We start from the raw sequence: 18,368 nt of genomic DNA, 5'->3' as shown, positions 1-18,368 counted from the left end.
AGTTATTCGAACATGTCAGCGAGGAGCGAGCATCAGCAGCAGTTCTTCCACCGACGGCAGGCCGGGAATCACGGGAAGGTTCGGTACAGGAGAAGTAGTGGGCGGTGCCGTCAACTCGACGCCGCCCAGCGCTGCCAGGACGTCGTCGGTCTGTGAGCGGCGCGGTCCATACGTGTTGGAAGCCACGACGAATTCGTCACCGATCGACCCGGACGCAACCACGCTCGATCCGTCGTCGGCCCATCCCCATTTGCTACCGGTCACGCCGGGTAGTTGCTGGGTGCCCCAGTCCTGCACGGTTCCGTCGGCTGCAACCGGTGCGGCGGAGTTCATCCAGCCGAGGACCGGGCTGGTGGGGTCTGTTCGCTTCTTCGCCGCCAGGAATCGCACGGTGTCGGCTGTGCTGGTGTAGGAACTGCCCCAGAAACCGCCCCGCGAGGTGGAGGTGAGTCCGAACTCCGTTGCCGTCGAATCGATGGCCTGGGGATATTTGTTGTCGGGTACCGAGGCGGCACCGTCGTCACTGACCTGGACCATTCGTGCGGCCAGGTCGCGATCTCGCGGCGAACCGTCTCCGAAGCGCACGACGTAGTCGGCCATGTAGAGCTTGACCGTCGACAGCCCGGGACGTGCCGAATTGTCCTCTGCGCTGCCGACGTACGTACCCGTCGGGACGTGTTCGTACGAGATCGACGTCCGCGCCGGCACATCTGCCAAATCGCCCGGTGTGGGCAGAGCCTGCGCCGGTGCGGCGCACGCGAGCGCCATGGCAATTCCGACAAATGGGACAGCGGCTGTGACTGTGATGCGACGCAGGCCCGGCATCTCGGTCTCCTCGAGGTGTTGGCCCGCCGCGATTCGGTGGCCGATACACCCCAATCTACCCCGATGGTCGTCGCTTCAACCTCACGCCCGGACCGGATGAATGTGGCTTTGTTGCACTCAGAACGACTGACAGTCGCATTGATCCCGACCGGGTGGGGTGTCGGAGCCGAGCGGTCAGGATCGGCGTAGTGCCAGCAATTTGTCTTTCGAGCGACGCAGCGACCCTCGACCCGAGCTCGCCGTCCATGCGCTCGGCAGATCGATCGGATCGGTCAGGCGGCCTGCGTTGAAGTCGTCGACCAGATGTCCGACGGTCTCCTGAGCACACGACTTGTTGGTGCCGATGAAGCCCGAAGGTCCTCTCTTGATCCACCCGGTGACGTACGTACCGGTCGACGGGGATCCGCCTACTTCCTCGAGGACGCGGCCGCCGAGGTTGGGGATGATGCCGACTGCGTGATCGAACGGAATTCCTGGCAGCGCGACGCCGCGGTATCCGATCGAGGTGAGGACGAGGCCGGCGTCGATCGTTTCGATCTCGCCGGTGGCGGTACTGCGCACCCCATCGTCGGTGTCGGCGGTGAGACCCATGCGCTCGAACTCGACGCCGGTGACCCGATCCGTGCCCAGGATTCGAGTGGGGGAGAGCAGGTAGCGCAGCGTGATGCGCTTTCGGCCGTCGATGTGCTCGGGTGACTCGTCGACGTGCCGCAGCAGTTGCAGCTTCTGGGCGACCGCGTGAGGCAGGTCGTTGGTGCCGGCCAGTCGTACCGTCACCGGATCCAGTGCGAGCTCGCTGCGATCGACGGTGAGATCGATATCGGGGACGGTCAGCAGTCCCGCGAATTCGGGCACGGTGAATGCGGATTGCGCCACGCCGCGCCGACCGACGACCATCACCTCTCGAATGGCACTGTGGCGCAGCGCTTCCAAGGCGTGGGGGGCGATGTCGGTCGCGGCGAGTGCGTCGGGGTCCATGGTCAGGATCCTGGCCACGTCGAGTGCGACGTTGCCGTTGCCGATGACGACCGCTCGTTCGTGTGACAGATCGAACGTGCGGTGAGCGTGATCGGGATGGCCGTTGTACCAGGCGACGAAGTCGGTCGCCGACGTGCGCCCGGGCAGTTCGGCTCCGGGGATACCGAGTTCGCGATCCGACGACGCTCCGACCGCATAGATCACGGCGTGATGGGTGTCCATCAACTCGTCGTGCGTCACGTCTTTTCCTACCTCGACGCCGAGGTGATAGGTGAATCCCTCTTGCGCCGAGATGGTTTCGAACAGCCGTGACACTTGACGCGTCTTCTGGTGGTCGGGTGCAACGCCCAGGCGTGCCAGACCGTGCGGTTGCGGAAGCCGATCGTAGACATCGACGCTGACCCCCGGCTGCGTGAGCAGCTCGTCGGCCGCGTACATCGCTGACGGTCCGGACCCGACGATCGCCACCCGGAGCGGTTGGCGATCTCTCGACACCGAGGCGGCCGGCGTGACCGGAGCCAGAATCGGCCGTGGCGGCCGCTCCTGCTTGTAGAAGTCGGCGTTGATCGTCAGGAACGGAAGTTGAGCCTCGGTCAGTTTGGCCTGGGGAACGATGGCGTCCACCGGGCAGGCCGACACACAGGCACCACAGTCGACACACGACTGCGGGTCGATGTGCAGCATTTCCGCCGTCAGGAAGTCCGGCTCGTCGGGGGTGGGGTGTATGCAGTTGACGGGGCACGCGTAGACGCATGACGCGTCGCTGCAACATGACTGGGTGACGACGTGGGGCATGTGGGGTTCCTGACGGCGGGCGCTGCTGTACGGATAACTGGCGCGTGGGGTGTCGAGAGGGCTATGCGGCGAACTGGCTGGAGCTGCGGTCCGGCTCACTACGGAAACGTGATGCCTTGCCGTCGATTCCGCACAGCTTCCACATCAGGCGAGCCGCCCGGTTCATCATTCCGGTATCGGTGGCCAGCATGCGCACATCACCGAAGTAGTCCTGCAGAGCGTGCTGCGACTGCTCGGTTCCCCAGAAGAGGTCCTTCTTGACGCTCTTCGGAATGTCGAACTTCGTCCAGAATTTCTTCGGCGGGATGACGATGACGTCGCACAGAATGCGCATCGTGACGGGGAAGGCCATCGACAGCAGGAAGCGTCCGATCTTGGACATCTTGGGCACACGACGACGCAGGAGCTGGTGCGCGAAGGAGATGTGGCGAGCCTCCTCGGCCACGTGAATGGCCATCACGCTCTGCATGATCGGATGGATCTCTTCGCCGGAGCGAAGCACCGACTTCTGGATGTGGTCGATGGGTTCCTCGCCTGCGAGGACGCCGACGAAGAACAATTCGGGTAGCAGCGTCGCGAACAGAGGGATGAACGGCGAAAGCATCTTCATCGGTCGACTCATGCCGGGAGCGTCGGAACCCACCCGATTGACCATCTCCTGGAACATCAGGGTGTGGTTGCACTCTTCGATGGATTCGTGGGTGCAGTAGCGCGCCTCGGCCGAACCGTTGGGCAGCGAGAATACGTACTGCATCATGCCGCGGATCAGAATGTTCTCGAACTGCAGGCCGACCTTGGCGACATTGGCCTGACGCCACATGCCGATCTCGATCTGCCGGTCCAGCGGCAGGGACTGGTACCAGTCATGACCCCCGATCGGGTCGGTCTTGGCGGGCAGTACCCAGCGGGGATCATTGGCGGGAACCGCGAACTTCTCGGACTCCCAGTCGATGTCGACGTAAGGATCGAAGTGTTTGTGCACCGAACCCTCGGACAGCAACGTGAGTGTTTCGTTGTACTGCTGCTCATCCGTGGCGTCGATGTCCACCGAAACGGACGTGGTGCCGGTCGTCAGTGTCATGGCTTCTCCAAACGTGATGCGAACATGGAGTTAATGTAACCCCAGTTAACATGAAAGGGAAGCCCGTCGAAACTTTTCTGTTCGGATGGCGCTACTGATCGTCCGAACGCTCGTCGGACACCTCCGCGACTTCGTCGGTCTCGAACAGCTGCAATTGGATCGCCGACGGATCGACCACAGGAGTGACCTGTTCGGGGGTGCTCCGCAGCACCTCCCGCAGGGCAGCCACTGCGCTGCCCCAGTTCGCGGCCTCGCGATCCGCCTCGTCCACATCGCAGTGTTCGTCGCCCAGGTCCGCGGCTACCGCCATGCCGCGCCACGATGCCTCCTGCTCGGCGCTGATGCGGAGATACGACACGACCACGTCACGGTCCGAAGAGCAGCACTCGAGGACGGTGCGTGGCTCGACAGCATCGGGCGAATCCGCGATCAGCTCTATCAACGCGAGCAGACCGTCCGGGAAGTCGTCACCTTCGAGGACCGGAGGGGTCGGTTCGCCGAGCCTGCCCCCGAAGTCCTCGGCGAACTTGTCGTCGACCTGCTCCCACACGTGCGAGAGCATCCGGACCGCCCACAGCAGGTGATCGGCCACGAACGGTGATCCGCTGACACGTACCTGGGCCACGATGCAGTCCTGGACGAGATGCAACATCACATCCGGAAGCTGCACGTTGAGATCGACCAGCAACTCGGCCGCGCGGGTGCGACCGGTGACCGCGTGCACCAACGTCGAGTTGATCTCGACGACCGGCTCGGTGGATTTGACCGTGACGTATGCGGTGCCGTTGACGAATCGCAGAGGGATGTCGCCGTCGGGGTCGTGATCGGGCGGAAAGCCGAACCAGGGTTCGAGTGCACGATCGACGAGTTGCTGCAGGTGGTCCTTCCCTTTCGGCTGCACGCACAGTGGAACGACTGCCGAGACGGGTTCGGTGCTGGCCTCGAAGCTCGGCACGTCGTAGCGTCCGGTGGCCCGCGAACTCAGAAAAGACGGGTGTGGCAGGCCCCAGATGTCACGGAACACCGCGACCGTCTTCTTCGCCAGATCATCGGACCACGAGCGATTGCGGTCGACGTGGGGTGGCGTCGGCTCGGAATCCCGAGACGTTCGAAAGCCCAACGCGTTCAGTGCTTCTCGCTGAGCGTCGGTGATGGCGCGACTACTGTGGAGGTGCTCGTTGGCGGGCAGCTCGCAGCGAACCATGTCGAGATCCCCGGCGTAGAACTGGACGCAGGCCGCGGTGTCCGGAACGCCGTCCGTGCTGTCGTATCGAGACTCGATCACCAAGGCGTCACCGTCGCGCATGGCGCTGACGTACTCGCCGAGCCGGCGCTGGAAGTGCATCCATGCCGAGTCGACGTCGAAGTCGAACTCGAGTGAATCGCTCATGTCGGCTCCTTACCCGAATCGCGCTGAGATAACGCGGCGTCGGTCACGCTAGCGGCGAGCACCGACAGAGTCTCGGCGCGCGCGAGTGCGTTCACGACGACGCCGAGTCCTCGAGCGGCTCGTGCGTCTCCTCGTCCAGCGCCCCGAAAGGGTGCGCCTCGGCCACCCCGTCCAGAACAGCGGGACGCAGCGCATGTGGAACCGCCAGGACCTCTTCGATTCGCACGAGAATGCCTTGCTCGATCAGAGATCGAACCCGATGGTCGATCAGCTGCGCCGTCCGCAGGTCCTCACCTTCCAAATCGGCGTAGTCCTCGCCCTCGTTGTTCAGAGGCAGCTCGTCGGTCATCGCGGCCAGCAGGGTCTGAACCGCGAACGTGTTGGCAAGCGAACGGGACACGTCGGGGTCGTCGGCGTCTCCGGACAGCTGCACTCGGACGTGTTCGGCAACCAGCTCATGAACGGTCTCCGCCTCACGCTTGGCCAGAGAGGGGGCGTTGTCGCCGAGCTTGGCCGTGTCGCCGTCGATCCGGACCAGTTCGGTCGCGATGGCCGTCGACCAGTAATCGACGGCTGCAACGTCCGAGGACTCGGTGAGTCCGGCGGGGTCGAGTGGGGCCGGGCCGACAGCGGTGCGTAGATGGACGTCGTCCGACACTGCGAGTCCGTCGGCGACGCGAGCAACGATGTCATCGAGCGCAGGCAACAGCGGCAGAGCCGAAATGGCCGCAAGCTCCTGGTCGAGCGAAACGTTCGGCAGATCGATGTCGTCTGCGTCGAGCATGTCGGGCTCGTCGCCCTCGAGGAAGTCGGAGAGGTCTTCCATGCAGTGTGCGTAGTCCTCGGGGCTGCCGTCCCACAGATCGGTCTCGTCGAGGAACGTCAGATACTGCAGTGACGTCAGAACGAGGTTCACCGCCGTGTCCTCGGCTGTCTCCGATTCCTCCTGCAGAATGCGTTCTGCAGCATCCACCAGCAGGTGCGCATCGGCGGGAATCCACGCGCTGGGGGAGAACCCGTGGCGCGCACCGGACAACTGGGTCAGTGTCGACGACACCAACCGTGAGATTGCCTCGGCCTGCTCCGACATCTCGCTCTCGTCGAGCCACTCGACGAAACCGTCGATCAGATCGCTGATCCGCTCGGATACGACACCGGTCGGTGCCGGCCGAGATTGCTGGTGACGCCGTTGCCGGGCCTTGGTCTTTTCTGCACGTTTCTGTCCGCGGTTGGCAGGCCGCTTCGATCCCATGGCTCGCAGCTTATCCGCTGACATGTCCGGTTTCGTCGCGTGACGCCTCTAGCCGCGAAGGAACGAGTCCGCGGAAGCGGCCAGTGCAGCATCGGGTGCCCGGCGATACAGCTCGGCCGGGCGACCGCCACCTGCCGTCGTCGTCGTGCTCGTTCCCTCGAGCGCGGTGATGACGTGGCGGCGAAACGTGTCTTTGGAGAACGCGCGATCGAAGACGATTTCGTACAGCGATCGCAGTTCGAGGAGCGTGAAGGTGGAATCCAGAAATCCGGCAGGGTCGATCTCTCGCGCGTAGCGAGCTCGGAGGTCCAGCACTGCCTCGGTGACCATCTCGCTGTGATCGAACGCCAGCGTCGAGCCCGGCACCACACCGTCGATGGCGACCGATTCGGATGTCGCAGGCAGTGATCGACTCGGTGTTGCTGCGCCGTGCGCCATCGACAGCACCCAACCGCGGTCGTCGCGGCCGGGCTCGTCGAAGAGCTTGAGCTGGTGGAACTGCAGATCGACGATGTTCGCCTTGGACTCGAGTGCGCGTTCGGCGGCTTCGGTCAGGGTTTCCGACGGGCGCAGAAACGTTCCGGGAAGCGCGAGGCCCCGCTCCGAGGGCACGACAACGACCTGCAACTGCTGTTCACGGACCGTCAGGACCGCGACATCGACCGCAACCGAAGGGCGCGGGTAATCGGTCAGAGCCTTGCCGTCTCGGTCCGTCCACGTCATGGGTTGCAGCTTAGCGCAAGTCTGATCTATTGTTAGATCAACAACGATCTAAGGGGCAGCGAATGAACTTGACCGACAATCAGCGGGATCGGGCGCGTGGGGTACTGCTCGGCACTGCAGTGGGCGATGCGTTGGGCGCGGGGTACGAATTCGGATATCCGACGCCGGAGACTGCCATTGCGATGATCGGCGGCGGCGCGTTCGACTGGGCCCCGGGGGAATGGACCGATGACACGTCGATGGCACTCTGCGTTGCGAGCGCTCTCGAGATCGACGGAGACGTCGATGAGGTGGCAGCGAACTTCCGCGCCTGGTTCGCGGTGAATCCTCCCGACGTCGGCAATCAGACCCGGAAAGTGCTGTCGCAGAGAGCGAGCACCGGATCGGAGATGGCCGCGGTCGCGGCGTCGCTGACCGGCCGGGCCGGTGGAAACGGCTCGTTGATGCGGACCGCGCCCGTCGCGCTGGCCTATCTCGACGACGTGACCGGATGCCGGGCTGCTGCGGAGCGGATCAGCGCGCTGACCCACTCCGATCCTCGTGCCGGTCAGGCATGTCAACTGTGGTCGCACGCGATCCGGCACGCGGTGCTACACGGAACGTACGACGGTATCGCCGACTTCCTGCGCCACGAAGAACCCGATGTCCGGGACTTCTGGCAGCCGCTGCTGGACAGCGCTCAGGAGGGCGAGCCGACCGACTTCCCGAAGAACGGTTGGGTCGTGCACGCGCTCCAGACGGCCTGGTGGGCGATACATCGCGCGGCAGACGCATCGTTGCCCCTTCCTGCCGCGCTCGAACTGTGTGTTCGAGCAGGCGGAGACACCGACACCACCGCCGCGATCGCAGGCGGACTTCTCGGTGCACGGTGGGGCGCGTCGGCGGTCCCGACGCAGTGGCGCGAGCTGGTCCACGGCTACCCGGGGCTGCGCGCCGACGACCTCGATCGCATCGCCATCGCGATCGCCGAGAGAAAGGACGACGCATGACGATCATCGACGTAGTGCATGGTGATATCACCGAGGTGGCCGCAGACGCGATCGTCAATGCGGCCAACACCCGACTCCTCGGCGGTGGCGGGGTGGACGGCGCGCTGCATCGGGCCGGGGGTCCCACGATCTTCGCGGAATGCAAGGCGTTGCGGGCCACCACCCTGCCCCACGGCCTCGACACCGGTGCCGCTGTGGCCACCACCGCAGGCAGGTTGCGCGCCGAATGCGTGATCCACACCGTCGGCCCGCGCTATTCGAAGAACGAAGACAGATCCGAACTACTACGCCTGTGCTACCAGCGCAGCCTGGCGCTGGCGGCGTCGATGAATCTGAAATCCATCGCCTTTCCGCTCATTTCGGCCGGGTCCTACGGTTGGCCGATGCACGACGCCATCACCCAACAGGTCGTTGCCGTCAAGGCAGCGCGGCCATCCGTGGACCTCGTCATGCTCGTCGCATACTCCCGCGAGGCTGCCGAGCTGACACAGCGGATGGTGAATTAGTTCTCGCAGCCGACCCCGTCCCCGTCGCGGTCGAGTTTGCTCGCGTATCCCGGGTCGCCGGCGTAGATAGGGGCTGCGCCTGCTGCACGCACCGCGGAGCAGTTTGCGTAGTAGACGCTCTCCGGCACCGCTGCCAACGGCGCGGGAACGGTGTAGACGGGCTCGGGTGTGTACACCGGCTCCGGGATGTAGACAGGTTCGGGGATGTAGACGGGCTCGGGAGCGGTGGTGTACTCCGACGTCGTCGGTATTTCCACGATCGCGGCGACGGGCTCGGTGGTGGGAGCGGCCGTGGTCGTCGTGGTCGGTGCCGGTGTGGTGGTCGTCGGACGTGCGGAGGTCGTCGTCACGGTGGGTAGCGCGGGCACGGCCGCGACCGGGTTGACGGCCACCTTCTCGGGTTCGGTCGATCCCGTCAGTCCCATGACGATCAATGCCGGAAGAACAGCGATCGCCGGTACGGCCCAACCCTTGCGTCCACGCTCAGGGGACAACCGAAGGTACGCGACGCCCGCAGCGAGCATCGATGCGCCGACGAGTACCGCACCGAACTCGAACGAGATTATGGCTCCGATCAAGAAGATCGCGCCGAAAACGATTGCCGCCCAGGCGAAGATCCTGCCGACGAGGGGTCGTCGAGAAGGAGCTGGCTCGGGTGCGGGGCGCTGGAACGGTGGTGGGTAGGCACTGGTCATGTCGGATCGTCCTCGGGTCACGGGGTGTCGGTCTCGCGGCGAAGGGTGTCCGCGAGACGGGAGCAACCCCACGTTCTTCCGAACCGGGCGGTCGCATTTCCTTCCACCATGTCGCACCGCGTGCGAGCGTCGTTACACCTCGAGCCGAGACGGCACGCCCCGGCTCAGTAGTGCTCGCGAAAACCGCCGATAGCGGTGATGGAATTGCCGTCGGGATCCGTGGCCGTGGACAGCCGAACACCCTTGTTCGCTTCGACGATGTCGGCGAAGTCGATTCCGCGCGAGTGGGCCGCCGACACGAACGATTCGAGGTCGTCGACCGCCACATTGAACAGCGACGAGCCTGCACGCTCGGAATCGACGGTCACCTGCACCCATGCTCCGGGAGCGGCCTGCCACTCCACCAGTGTCGACATCGGATTGTTGTCCGCCGGACGGTCGAACAACTCCTCGTACCAAGTGTTCGCGATATCGATGTCCCGGACCGCCACGACCGCGAAAATGTATCTGAACATGCCGTTCTCCTCCGTTGCTGTCGGGTTCTGCACACACGGACCGCTGCCGAGGGCTCGACTCACCGGACAGAACTTGTCGGTGGCTCGAGTAGGGTCGTCACCAGTCCGAATTCGGGCGTTCTCAGACGAGCAGGCAGGGGACTTCGACCGTGTTGACGCTCCACCGCGCCGAACGTGCAGGAACGCTCGCTGCAGCCCTCGCCGATGTACTGTCCGAGCCGCTGCCCGATGCCTTCGTACCCGAAATCGTGTCGGTGCCGGCGAGAGGTGGCGAGCGGTGGCTCACCCAGCGTCTGTCGAGCGTCCTGGGCGCTCCGGACGGTGATGGAATTGCCGCGAACATCGAGTTTCCGAGCCCGGCGAGGTTGGTCGCGCGCACCATCTCCGAGGTCGACGGCATCGATCCCGACGACGACCCGTGGTCTCACAGTCGAGTGCTGTGGACCGCGCTGTCGGTGATCGACGACTGCCGCACCGAACCGTGGGCCGCGGTGCTCTCCAAGCATCTGGGATCGGGGTCTGACGATCATCGGGTAGGGCGCCGCTGGTCGACGGCCGCGCACATCGCGGAGCTGTTCCGCGCCTACGGATCTCAGCGACCCCAGATGCTGCGCGACTGGCGCGCCGGACGATTCACCGACGGGCTCGGCCAGGAACTGGACGACGACCTGACGTGGCAACCGCGGATATGGAGCCTGGTGCGCGAGCGGATCGGCAGTCCGAGTCCCGCCGAGCGCCTTCCCGATACGTGTTCGACACTGCGATCGGAACCGAACGCGGTGGACCTACCGTCCAGGTTGTCGGTGTTCGGTCCGACTCGGCTGACCGCCGACCAGCTCGACATCCTGCACGCACTCGCGCACCACCGCGACGTCCACATCTGGATCCCACACCCCAGCCCGTCGATGTGGTCCACACTCGCCGACGTCCCGGCGGCCACCCGACGGCGCGACGACGTGACCGCCCTGGCCGTCGAGCACCCGCTGCTGGCGAGTCTGTCGCGCGACGTGCGGGAACTGCAGGCAACCATCGGGTCGATCGCCGATCACACCGTGCACCACGAAGGGCCCGGACCAACGCGGACCTTGCTCGGAACGATCCAATCCGACATCGCCGGCGACGAAGTGCCCTCTCACGCAACGACGGTCGGCGATCCAGCGCTCGCCGACGGCACCGTGCAGATTCACGCATGTCATGGGCCTGCCCGCCAGGTCGAGGTGCTGCGCGAGTCTCTGCTGCATCTGTTCGCCGACGACCCGACTCTCGAACCCCGTGACGTGCTCGTCATGTGCCCGGACGTCGAGACCTATGCGCCGCTGATCCGTGCCAATTTCGGCCAGGCCACATTGGTGCATCCCGGTCATCGACTGCGGGTCCGGCTTGCCGATCGGGGCCTGCGTCGCACCAATCCGGTACTGGATGTGGTGGCGACGGTGCTCGATTTCTCCGAGGGGCGAGTGACGGCCAGCGAACTACTCGATTTCGCGGCGAGCGGCCCGGTGCGGCAGAAGTTCTCGTTCACCGACGACGACCTCGAACGCCTCCGCGAATGGGTCGCCACGTCCGGAGCCCGCTGGGGCTTGACGGTGCGACAACGAGAATCCTTCGGTTTGAACAACTTTCGGCAGAACACCTTCAAGTCCGCACTCGACCGTATTCTCCTCGGAGTGGCGGCGGACGAGAGCGGGAACGACTATCTCGACCTCGCGCTGCCCCTCGACGACGTGGACAGCAACGACATCGGGCTCGCGGGCCGATTCGCCGAGCTGGTCGACCGGCTCGCCTCGGTACTACGGGCGCTGTCCGGGCGCGCCCCCGTGACCGAATGGACGCGGCAGCTCGGCCGCACCCTCGATCTGCTTGCCGACGTGCCCACCGCCGACGAATGGCAACTGGCGCAAGCGCATCGCGAGATCGCCGAGGCCACCGAGCACGGCGACACCGCCGAGCTGCGGCTGGCGGACGTGCGCGCCATGCTCGGTGGCCGGCTCACCGGCCGCCCCACCCGAGCGAACTTTCGCACCGGAGAGCTCACCGTGTGCACGATGGTGCCGATGCGATCGGTCCCGCACCGCGTCGTGATCCTTCTCGGTCTCGACGACGAGGTGTTTCCCCGCGTCGGCAGCCTCGACGGAGACGACGTCCTCGCACGCGACCCGGCCGTCGGCGAACGCGACATCCGCAGCGAGGACCGACAGCTACTGCTCGACGCCGTGATGTCCGCCGAAGAAAAGCTACTGCTCTTCTACACCGGTGCCGACCCCGTCGACGGATCGACCAAGCCGCCCGCGATCCCACTGCGCGAGTTGATGGACGTCCTCGACGTGACCGCCGGCCGTAGCGTCGAACACCGGCATCCACTGCAGCCCTTCGATCCTCGAAATTTCGAGGCCCGACACCCGTTCAGCTTCGACACGGTGGCGTTGGCAGGCGCAGTGTCTCAGCAGCGGCCGTCCGTACCGGTGCCGTTGTTCTTGCCAGATGCATTGCCCCCAGCGAATTCGGGCGACGTGGAACTCGCCGACGTGATCGCGTTCGTGGAGAATCCGGTTCAGGCGTTTCTGCGTCAACGTCTCGGGTTTCGAGTTCCCGAGCTCGAAGACGATCTGGCGGACAGTCTCGACATCGAACTGGATCCGTTGGCTCGGTGGAACATCGGCGATCGGATGTTGGCAGCGGTGCTGGCCGGCACGGACATCGGCGAATTCGCCGACGCCGAGTGGCGGCGCGGCACGTTGCCTCCGTTTCATCAAGGTCGACGCGAGATGTCCGACATCCGCCGAGTCGTCGGAATCATCGCCGACGCGGCTGCGCCGTTTCACGACGGCCCGGCCGAGACCACCGACATCGTGGTCGATCTCGGTGACGGGCGACGTCTGACCGGTACCGTCACCGGCATTCACGACCGGACACTCGTGCGTTCGTCCTATTCACGGCTGGGGGCCAAGCACAGGCTCGCGGCGTGGGTGCGTCTGCTGGCGGTGGCAGCGTCCGAGCCGGGGGAGTGGAGCGCGGTCACCATCGGGCGCGCCAGCGGAATGCGTCCGCCTCGCCGGTCCCGCCTGACGACCCCTCCGAATCCCCTCGCGGTACTCCGCGACGTGGTGGACCTCCGGGATCGCGGATTGGTTGCGCCGCTGCCGATCTCGACCGGGACGGCAGCTGCCTACGCGGAGAAGCGGTTCGGCGGCGGATCGATCGAGGACGGTTACGAATCTGCCGGTTGGGCGTGGCGCGGCGATTTCGGTGACGGCACCGACCGATCGTTGCGATACGTGTACGGCCCGACGCTCTCGTTCGGAACCTTGCTCGATCCGAGCCCTCTCGACGACGAGGCCGACCCCGCGAACGAGCTGAGCCGCTTCGGAGTTCTCTCCCGCCGGTTGTGGGATCCATTGCTGGCCGCAGAGAACATGGGGAACGCATGACCGCCGCACGCGGATTCGACCTCCTCGGTCCGATGCCGACCGGGACGACCGTGCTCGAGGCCAGCGCCGGAACGGGCAAGACGTACGCGATCGTCGGACTTGCGGCGCGGTACATCGCCGAAGGACTGGCCGAGATCTCGGATCTACTGCTGGTGACGTTCAGTCGGGCCGCGACCCAGGAACTGCGCGATCGCACCCGCAGCCGGTTCGCGTCGATCGCCCGAGACCTCGGTGATCCGGACGCTGCGCGTGGTGCGCGCGACCCCCTCGTCGCCTTTCTCGCCGCGGCAGACGACGACGAAGTGGACAAGCGGCGCCGACGACTGCGTAAAGCGCTGTCGGACTTCGACGCCGGGACGATCGTCACCACGCACAGCTTCTGTCAACGCATGCTCGACGGGCTGGGTATCGCGGGTGAGCGCGAACCCGAATCCACGTTCGTCGAGTCGGTGTCGGATCTGCTCGAGCAGGTGGTCGACGATCTGTATCTGCAGATGTTCAGCGGCGACGACGAGGCACCACCGTTCGGGCGACGCGACGCCCAACAACTGGCCGCGGCTGCCGTCGGAGATCAACAATCCATCCTGTACCCCGACATCGACGACCTCGACGGTGACGATGGCAACCGGGAAGCCGCCCTGCGGGTGCAGTTCGCTCAGGAGGCCCGCCGTGAGGTCGAGCGTCGCAAACGTCTTCTCGGCGTCCGCGACTACAACGATCTACTCGGACTGCTGCACTCGGTGTTGTCCGATCCCGTGCACGGGGAGGCAGCATGCGCGCGCGTGCGAGACCGGTTCCGTGTCGTGTTGATCGACGAATTCCAGGACACCGACCCCATGCAGTGGGACATCCTGCGCCGGGCCTTTCACGGCTACACGACATTGATCCTCGTCGGAGATCCGAAGCAGGCCATCTACGCTTTCCGCGGTGCCGAAGTGCTGAGTTATCTGGATGCAGTGCAGTCGGCCGATCATCTGTACGAGCTGACGGCGAACTGGCGTAGCGACTCCGGGCTCCTCGACGCGTTGGACCACCTCTACGGAGGTGCCGCCCTCGGGCACGACGATATCGTCGTCCATCGCGTCGAAGCGCGGAACCCGTTCTCGCGCATGGCAGGACATCCTCCGCTGCGGCTGCGCTATCTCCCGCGCACCGGAGCAGGGCCGTTACGTTCGGGATTCCCGGCGGTGGATCGACTTCGCTCTCGGGTGGCTGCAGATGTGGCGGCCGAGATCGTGACGCTCCTGTCAGGGAACGCCGTCATGGACCGGCCGGACGGGCCGAGGACGGTCGAACCGCGGGACATTGCGGTGTTGACTCGCACGACCAAACAGGTTGCGCTGATTCGAGATGCGCTCGACGCAGTGGGTGTGCCGTCGGTGGTGTCGAGCAGCACCAGCGTCTTCGGCACCGACAGTGCGCGACACTGGTTGTGGCTACTGCAAGCGATCGAACAACCGCACCGCACCGACCGCGTCAGACTCGCAGCCCTGACACCTTTGCTCGGTTGGACTGCCGCCCAACTCGATTCCGGGGCCGAGGACGCTCTGTCGCAGGTGAGCAGCCGGCTGCGTGAGTACTCCGTGCTGTTCGACGAGGCGGGTTTCGCGGCAGTGTTCGAGCGGGTGTCGGCGCAGTCGGGTCTCGATGCTCGGTTGCTCGCGGTCGAGGCAGGGGAGCGCACGATGACCGACCTGCGGCACATCGCCCAACTGCTCAATCGCGCAGCGGTATCCGAATCGTACGGAATCACCGCTCTCACTCGGTGGCTCACCGATCGAATCAAGGAACCGGCAGCCGGCGGTTCCACCGATCGCAGTCGCCGGCTCGACAGTGACTCGGCGGCAGTGCAGATCATGACAACGCACGGGAGCAAGGGGCTGGAATTTCCCGTCGTCTACCTTCCGTACGCCTGGGACACGCTCTACTTCAGCTCACCGTCGACCCTGCTGCTGCACGAGGACGGCCACCGCATCCGGGACGTCGGCGGTCCCTCCGGGGCCGGCTACGCAGCACGAAAGCTTGTCAACGATCGTGAAGAAGCCGGAGAAGAACTACGGCTGCTGTACGTGGGACTCACCAGAGCCCAGTGCCAGGTGGTGTTGTGGTGGGCACCGGGACGCAACACTGCTACGTCGTCGTTGCACCGCATGCTGTTCGGCCGCATTCCGGGGATTGCGCAGCCGGAGCCGTCGTACAAGGTGCTCGACGACGCCACTACCGTCAACCGCGTGCAATCCTGGGTCGGTCCGTCAGCGGATCTGATCTCGATCGAGGCAGTCGGCCCCACACCACCCTCGGATCAGCAGTGGGTGCGCCCCGAGGAGGAACACCGCGACGTCACTGCCGCTCGCTTCGGGCGTGCTCTGGATCTGCTGTGGCGTCGAACGTCGTACTCGGCCTTGACCGCTCACGCGCACGATGCGTCGCCCGTCGAGCCGGAGGTGGGGGTGACCAGTGAGGCCGAGCGGCCCGAGAAAGCGGATGAGCCTGTCGAACCTCCGCTGGGAAGCGCGAACCCGGACGAGCCCGTGGACGGGATCGCGTCACCTATGAACGGAATGCCGGCCGGTGCCGCATTCGGAACGCTGGTGCACGAGGCCCTCGAGCACGTCGATACCTCCGCAGCCGATCTACTGGCCGAACTCGAGCAGCGCTGCAGAGCTGCCGTTGCCTCACGGATGGCAGATGTCGATCCGACGGCTTTGGCAGCCGCCCTGTTGCCGGTGATGCAGACACCGTTGGGCTTCGGGACGCTGGCCGACATCGCGCCGAATGACCACCTGGCCGAGCTGGATTTCGAGCTGCCCTTGGCCGGAGGCGACGACCCGGTGGAATCGAGCGTGACTCTGACATCGGTTGCGCAGCTCTTGCGTCGACATCTCGACCCGGCGGATGTCCTCGCGGACTACGCCGATCTGCTCGATGCAGTGGAAGCCACCCCACTGCGCGGCTTTCTCACCGGGAGTATCGACTCCGTTCTTCGGGTACCCGGCCCTCGCTACATCGTGGTCGACTACAAGACCAACCGCCTGGCCCGAGGCGATCTGACGACCGGCAATTTCACGCGCGAGAAGATGGCGCAGGAGATGATGCGGTCGCACTATTCGCTGCAGGCCATTCTGTATGCCGTTGCGTTGCACAGGTATTTGCGATGGCGGCAACCGAACTACCGGCCGGAGACGCATCTCGGCGGAGTACGGTACCTGTTCGTTCGGGGCATGGTGGGGCCGCAGACTCCGGCCGGCTGCGGTGTGTTCGACTGGGATCCGCCTGCGGCACTGGTGGTCGAGTTGTCGGATCTGCTCGCCGGAAAGGTGCAACGATGACGAGTGTCTCGACGGCGCTGCGCGGCGGCGGAATTCTGCGGTCCTTCAACGACGCCGGTGTACTGACAGCGGCCGACGTGCACGTGGCGTTGCGGCTCGGTGCCCTGGCCGGGGAAGCCTCCGAACCGGTGCTGCTCGCCACGGCTCTGACGGTGCGCGCAGTGCGATCCGGATCGATATGTCTCGACCTGCAGCGACTGCGTGATGTCACGGTGGACGAGGAATCGGACGTGGATCCGAGCCTTCTTCCCTGGCCCGATCTGTCCGACGTTCTCGACGGGTTGGCGGTCAGCCCGCTCGTGGTCGGCAGCGCCAACGGGCCGCTGACGCCGCTCAAGCTGGTGCGCACCGACCTGGGTGAACTGCTGTACCTGGATCGATATCACTTGCAGGAGAACACAGTTCGAGGAATACTCGACGCTCGATCGCAGTCGCACCCCGTCGTCGACGGTGCAAAGATCGACCGTGCTTTGGCCGAATTGTTCATCGACGAATCCGGCGCACCCACCACCCCTCCCGATCGACAGCGGATTGCAGCAGCCCTCGCGGCGACGCACTGGACCACGGTCATAGCGGGCGGGCCGGGCACCGGTAAGACCCACACGGTGGCTCGAATTCTGGCGCTGTTGGTTCGAGAACACGGCAGCGATGTGAGAATCGGTCTTGCCGCCCCCACCGGCAAGGCTGCCGCTCGTCTGCAGGAGTCGGTGGCCGAGCAAGCGGGACTGCTGGGTCTCCCGGCAGAACTGAAAGCAATGACTCTGCATCGCCTGCTCGGGTGGAAACCGGGCAGCAAGACCAGGTTTCGTCATGACTCCCACAATCGACTGCCGTACGACGTGGTGGTCGTCGACGAGACGTCGATGGTGTCGTTGACGATGATGTGCCGGCTGCTCGAAGCAGTGCGACCGGAATCGCGGTTGATACTGGTGGGCGATCCCGATCAGTTGACGTCCGTCGACGCCGGAGCAGTGTTGGCCGACCTCGTCGCACGGCCGGTCACTGGCACCGAGAACCCTGTGTTGGCGCACCTGGTCGACGCGGATTTCGACGCAGCCGAGGATCCGGACGAGGCGGCGCTCAGTGCGTCCGAGCGAGACAGGTTGCGCGGCGGAGTGGTTCGGCTCAGCCGCGGTCGACGATTCGGTGGCGCGATCGCCCGTCTGGCCGTCGCAGTTCGAGACGGCCGCGGTGACGAGGTGATGAAACTACTCGAATCCGGTGACGACCAGATCTCGTTCCATGCACCCGAGGACACCGACGCATTGCGGGCCGACGTGGTCGACACCGCCGCCGAGGTCACAGCGGCGGCAACCCGCGGTGACGCCGCCGCGGCGCTGCTGGGACTGGAGAAGCATCGACTTCTGTGCGCGCACCGTGAGGGGCGGTGGGGCGTTGCGCTGTGGGATCGGCTGGCACTCGAGTGGGTGGGAGAAGCGAACAAGACCTTCCTCGACCCCGCCTACTGGTACCCCGGTCAGCCGCTGCTGGTGACGGCCAACGATCACGAAGCGCGAATCTACAACGGAGACACGGGTGTTGTGGTGTCGGGTGAGAACGGAACTCCGATGGCTGCTTTCGCGCGGGGTCGCGGCCACGTTCTCATTCACCCGAACGTGCTCTCTGCCGTCCAGACCGTGTACGCGATGACGATTCACCGGAGCCAGGGCAGCCAGTACGACACCGTGTCGGTTCTGTTGCCCGCCGAGGCATCGACTCTGCTCACTCGCGAGTTGCTCTACACCGCGATCACCCGTGCGCGGTCGCATGTACGGGTGATCGGCACCGAGGAGGCCATCCGAGCCGGAGTCGAACGTCAGGTCCTGCGGGCCAGCGGATTGCGGCGAAGGATTCTGTAGCAG

At 65.2% G+C, this 18,368-nt stretch carries 13 protein-coding genes; 5 read left to right on the top strand and 8 right to left on the bottom strand.

The features are described from left to right. Positions 1–15 precede the first annotated feature (15 nt). From AB0O58_RS14475 to AB0O58_RS14450, 6 genes are all read right to left on the bottom strand, one after another. A complete protein-coding gene (locus AB0O58_RS14475) occupies positions 16–825 on the bottom strand; it encodes a hypothetical protein (protein WP_366238321.1) in 810 nt (269 codons plus the stop codon). A 174-nt stretch (positions 826–999) separates the two neighbouring features. Beyond that, complete coding sequence (locus AB0O58_RS14470; RefSeq protein ID WP_366238320.1) at positions 1,000–2,598, bottom strand: FAD-dependent oxidoreductase; 1,599 nt, start codon at positions 2,596–2,598, stop codon at positions 1,000–1,002. A gap of 61 nt (positions 2,599–2,659) precedes the next feature. Continuing rightward, positions 2,660–3,679 carry a diiron oxygenase gene (locus AB0O58_RS14465; RefSeq protein ID WP_287452907.1) on the bottom strand — a complete coding sequence of 340 codons (1,020 nt, stop codon included), beginning with the start codon at positions 3,677–3,679 and terminating at the stop codon, positions 2,660–2,662. Between the two features lie 91 nt (positions 3,680–3,770). After that, positions 3,771–5,069, bottom strand: coding sequence for a hypothetical protein (locus tag AB0O58_RS14460; RefSeq protein WP_287452909.1), 1,299 nt, complete (start codon positions 5,067–5,069; stop codon positions 3,771–3,773). Between the two features lie 91 nt (positions 5,070–5,160). Then, positions 5,161–6,321, bottom strand: a complete 1,161-nt coding sequence (locus AB0O58_RS14455) for a hypothetical protein (protein WP_052054975.1) — start codon at positions 6,319–6,321, stop codon at positions 5,161–5,163. Positions 6,322–6,369: 48 nt separating this feature from the next. Beyond that, positions 6,370–7,044 (bottom strand): NUDIX hydrolase, encoded by a 675-nt coding sequence (locus AB0O58_RS14450; RefSeq protein ID WP_045841341.1) that lies wholly within the window; start codon positions 7,042–7,044, stop codon positions 6,370–6,372. 62 nt (positions 7,045–7,106) lie between these two features. On the opposite strand from AB0O58_RS14450, the gene AB0O58_RS14445 reads away from it, so the two are divergent. Then, the gene (locus AB0O58_RS14445; RefSeq protein ID WP_045841340.1) at positions 7,107–8,033 is read left to right on the top strand and encodes an ADP-ribosylglycohydrolase family protein; all 927 of its coding nucleotides are present in this window, start codon (positions 7,107–7,109) and stop codon (positions 8,031–8,033) included. Continuing rightward, entirely contained in the window at positions 8,030–8,539 is a 510-nt protein-coding gene (locus AB0O58_RS14440) for an O-acetyl-ADP-ribose deacetylase (RefSeq protein ID WP_283348394.1), read from the top strand. Before AB0O58_RS14445 ends, AB0O58_RS14440 begins: the two co-directional genes overlap by 4 nt. Here the strand turns inward: AB0O58_RS14440 and AB0O58_RS14435 are convergent. Both AB0O58_RS14435 and AB0O58_RS14430 read right to left on the bottom strand, forming a co-directional pair. Next, on the bottom strand, positions 8,536–9,234 hold the full coding sequence (locus AB0O58_RS14435) for an excalibur calcium-binding domain-containing protein (protein WP_366238319.1): 699 nt from the start codon (positions 9,232–9,234) through the stop codon (positions 8,536–8,538). The two genes, AB0O58_RS14440 and AB0O58_RS14435, sit on opposite strands and share 4 nt — an antisense overlap. A gap of 164 nt (positions 9,235–9,398) precedes the next feature. Then, on the bottom strand, positions 9,399–9,749 hold the full coding sequence (locus tag AB0O58_RS14430; RefSeq protein WP_032364467.1) for a VOC family protein: 351 nt from the start codon (positions 9,747–9,749) through the stop codon (positions 9,399–9,401). Positions 9,750–9,898: 149 nt separating this feature from the next. On the opposite strand from AB0O58_RS14430, the gene recC reads away from it, so the two are divergent. The 3 genes from recC to recD are packed head-to-tail and all read left to right on the top strand — an operon-like array spanning position 9,899 to position 18,365. Continuing rightward, entirely contained in the window at positions 9,899–13,177 is a 3,279-nt protein-coding gene (gene recC / locus AB0O58_RS14425) for an exodeoxyribonuclease V subunit gamma (protein WP_366238318.1), read from the top strand. Next, positions 13,174–16,506, top strand: a complete 3,333-nt coding sequence (locus tag AB0O58_RS14420) for a UvrD-helicase domain-containing protein (RefSeq protein WP_366238317.1) — start codon at positions 13,174–13,176, stop codon at positions 16,504–16,506. Before recC ends, AB0O58_RS14420 begins: the two co-directional genes overlap by 4 nt. Next, entirely contained in the window at positions 16,503–18,365 is a 1,863-nt protein-coding gene (recD, locus tag AB0O58_RS14415) for an exodeoxyribonuclease V subunit alpha (RefSeq protein WP_366238316.1), read from the top strand. Before AB0O58_RS14420 ends, recD begins: the two co-directional genes overlap by 4 nt. Positions 18,366–18,368: the final 3 nt, after the last annotated feature.

The organism is Rhodococcus sp. NPDC080181 (assembly GCF_040702225.1).
Classification (GTDB): domain Bacteria; phylum Actinomycetota; class Actinomycetes; order Mycobacteriales; family Mycobacteriaceae; genus Rhodococcoides; species Rhodococcoides fascians.
Note: the sequence above shows the minus strand (reverse complement) of the source record. Positions and strands in the feature narration are given on the sequence as shown.